General features: G+C 60.1%; 3 protein-coding genes. 2 read left to right on the forward strand and 1 reads right to left on the reverse strand.

The window, feature by feature from the left end; all coding sequences use genetic code 11:
* Both NW820_RS00655 and cobN read left to right on the forward strand, forming a co-directional pair.
* A partial coding sequence (locus NW820_RS00655; protein WP_414406401.1) for a hypothetical protein occupies positions 1-226 on the forward strand: 226 nt, incomplete at its 5' end.
* Positions 214-2427 carry a cobaltochelatase subunit CobN gene (gene cobN, locus NW820_RS00660; RefSeq protein WP_414406402.1) on the forward strand — a complete coding sequence of 738 codons (2214 nt, stop codon included), beginning with the start codon at positions 214-216 and terminating at the stop codon, positions 2425-2427. The genes NW820_RS00655 and cobN, both read left to right, overlap by 13 nt.
* Positions 2428-2658: 231 nt before the next feature.
* Here cobN and NW820_RS00665 read toward each other — a convergent pair whose 3' ends face one another.
* Positions 2659-2982: an RNA recognition motif domain-containing protein gene (locus tag NW820_RS00665; protein ID WP_011431969.1), complete on the reverse strand. Its 324-nt coding sequence runs from the start codon at positions 2980-2982 to the stop codon at positions 2659-2661.
* Positions 2983-3092 lie beyond the last annotated feature (110 nt).

A 3092-nucleotide genomic window follows, 5' to 3' on the forward strand; every position in this document is an offset into this window, starting at 1 on the left:
GCACTTTCGCGCCAGCGGTGCGGAGCACTTTCGCGCCAGCGGTGCGGAGCACTTTCGCGCCAGCGGTGCGGAGCACTTTGGACAGGGCAATGCTTGGGTAGCGGGAACCACTACGGGAGCCCTTCCTGACCAGTTGAGCGCTGGGAGCTGGGGTGCTTCTGTGCTTCAAGTACAGTCGCTAAGCCTGAGCTTCCTTCCCTTGGGAGAGCGGCCATGCACCGAATAGCTGCTTTGCCAGGGGGATGGGATCCTTCCCAATCCGGCGTCATTTTCTTGGAGCAGGATCCCGCTCCCATTGTTGTTCTCTCGGCAGCCGATACGGATCTCACGGCCTTGAGCGCAGCCCTGCGCCTGTTGCCCGGCGATTTTCCGGCGGTGCGGGCGGCCAATTTGTTGCAGTTGCAACAGCCCCTAAGCCTGGATGACTATGCCGAGAGGGTGCTGCGGCGGGCGCAGGTGGTGCTCCTTCGCCTGTTGGGGGGAAGGGCCTACTGGAGCTATGGCCTGGAGGTAGCCAAGCAGGTGGCCGCCGAGGAGGGATCCACCCTGATCGTCATTCCTGGGGACGATCGCCCCGACTGGGATTTGGTGAGCCATTCCACTGTGCCCCTGGCGGTGGCGGATCGGGTGTGGCGGTACTGGCTGGAGGGGGGAGCGGAGAATGTGGCTGCCTGTCTGCTGTTGCTGGCTGGGGAGTTCCTAGGGGGCCAATATTCGGCGCCGGATCCACAAGGGTTGCCTCGTCTTGGGATCTACCAACCTCCCGTAGCCTCGCCGACGGATCCCCAAGCTCCCAAGGTGGGGATTTTACTCTACCGGGCCCATGTTCTGGCGGGGAATACAGAGCCGGTGGATCAATTGGCAAAAGCCTTGGTGGAGCGGGGGCTGCAGCCTCTGTGCCTTTACACCTACAGCCTTCAAGATCCCGACTTGCCCCAGGCCATTCGGGATCACTTTGGCAGCCAGATTGACCTGTTGCTCAACACCACCAGCTTTTCTCTGGCGCGGTTGGACAGCCACCAGCCCGACGTGAGGCTGTGGCAGGAGTTGGATGTGCCTGTTTTGCAGGTAATCCTTAGCAGCGGATCCCGCCAGAGCTGGGAGGACTCCACGCGAGGACTGGGAGCGCGGGATCTGGCCATGAATGTGGCTTTGCCGGAGGTGGATGGGCGCATCATCAGCCGCGCCGTTTCCTTCAAGGCGGTTCAACAGCGGGATCCCCGGTTGCAAACGGAGGTGGTGGCCTATGCGGCTGTGCCGGATCGGGTGGAGTTTGTAGCCGATTTGGCGGCCAACTGGGTGAAATTGCGGCGTACCCCTGCCAACCAGCGCCGTCTGGCTCTGATTTTGGCCAACTACCCCAGTCGGGACGGGCGACTGGCCAATGGGGTGGGTCTGGATACCCCTGCCAGTTGTGTGGAAATTCTCAAAGCTTTGGCGGGAGCTGGCTACTCAGTAGATCCCCTGCCCCAGACTGGAGATGAACTCATCCATTGGCTAACCGAAGGCCAGACCTACGACCCCTTGGGATCCCTGCGCCCGGCTCGGCAATGCCTTTCTGCTGCCCTTTATCGAGAGTGGTTTGCCCGCTTGCCTGAGCCCATCCAGACCGACCTCGTCCGGCAGTGGGGGGATCCGCCCTCTCGAGATATTCCCGTGGTGGGACTGCAGTTAGGGCAGGTGTTTGTAGGCATTCAGCCCCCGCGAGGCTATGACCGGGATCCGTCCTTGAACTACCATGCCCCGGATCTGGTGCCCCCCCATGAGTACCTGGCTTTTTACCTGTGGTTGCGGCAGGTCTTCGCCGTTCAAGCGGTGGTGCATGTGGGCAAGCACGGCAACCTGGAATGGCTGCCCGGCAAGGGATCCGCCCTTTCCGCCACCTGCTACCCGGAGATGGCCCTGGGGCCGCTGCCCCACTTCTACCCCTTCATTGTCAACGATCCGGGAGAGGGATCCCAGGCCAAGCGGCGAGCCCAGGCAGTGATTATCGACCACCTCACCCCGCCCCTTACCCGCGCCGAGCTGTACGGCCCCCTGGCGGATTTGGAACGGCTGATGGATGAGTACGTGCAGGCCCAACAGTTGGATCCAGGCCGCTGCCCGCTGATTCGCGCCCAGATTCAGGAGCTGGTTCGAGCCGAGCATCTAGACCAGCAGTTCAACTTGGAAAAAGAAGAAGATTGGAATCGCCTGGATGGCTATCTTTGCGAGCTAAAAGAATCCCAGATTCGCGATGGGCTGCACATCTTTGGCCGGATCCCTGCCGGTGAGCAGCTTGTTGATCTGGTGGTAGCCCTGGCCCGCTACCCTGGCCACGGGCAACTGGGGATTACTCAGGCCATTGCCCGCGATTGGGGATGGGACTGGGATCCCTTGACCGCCGATCTAACGGATCCCTGGCCAGACAAACCGCCAGCCCAGTAGCTATTCCAGTTTCAAATACGGTTTGCCTTAGCTCCCCTCTCCCTCTGAGAGAGAGGTCGGCGGTGAGAGATTCAAAAGGAGTTGATTGGGATCCCCTCTCAACTCCTCCTGAGCTACCACTTGAACAAAAATTGAAGCAACCTAGAGAGACGGCTGGATCCTGGTGCTGCGCTTCAAAACAAGCTCAACTGAGAATCCCTTGCCCAGCACCGGGGAGCCTCAGCAGGCGTTTCAATAGCGAGATTGAAAACTCCGCCGCCGCTCGCCGCCACTGTTCGCGTTACCAGAGCGGAAACCTGAGGTGGGGCGTTCTTCTCGCGGGCGAGCTTTGTTCACCTTGAGGTCGCGCCCCATCCATTCCGCCCCATCCAGCGCAGCAATGGCAGCTTGCTCCTCTGCTTCAGAGCTCATTTCCACAAACCCGAAGCCCCGAATGCGGCCTGTCTCGCGGTCAGTGGGGATTTGCACCCGCTTCACAGAACCGTACTCAGCAAAAACAGCGGTCAAATCCGCTTCTGTCACCTTAAAGGAAAGGTTGCCAACATAAATCGACATAGACGATCTCCGAAAGAGAGAGTAACAAAGGGTGAGATGTTCGGAGAGCCGTCTGCCAATACAAAACGTGAAAATCCGTCAAGACCAGAAGAAACGAGCACTACAACCGA

The sequence above is a fragment of the Synechococcus sp. R55.7 genome, assembly GCF_047461955.1.
Lineage (GTDB): Bacteria > Cyanobacteriota > Cyanobacteriia > Thermostichales > Thermostichaceae > Thermostichus.

Excerpts from the sequence above, each read along its gene's own strand:
- cobN (WP_414406402.1), top strand. The coding sequence starts at position 214 with ATGCACCGAATAGCTGCTTTGCCAGGGGGATGGGATCCTTCCCAATCC.
- NW820_RS00665 (WP_011431969.1), bottom strand. The coding sequence starts at position 2,982 with ATGTCGATTTATGTTGGCAACCTTTCCTTTAAGGTGACAGAAGCGGAT.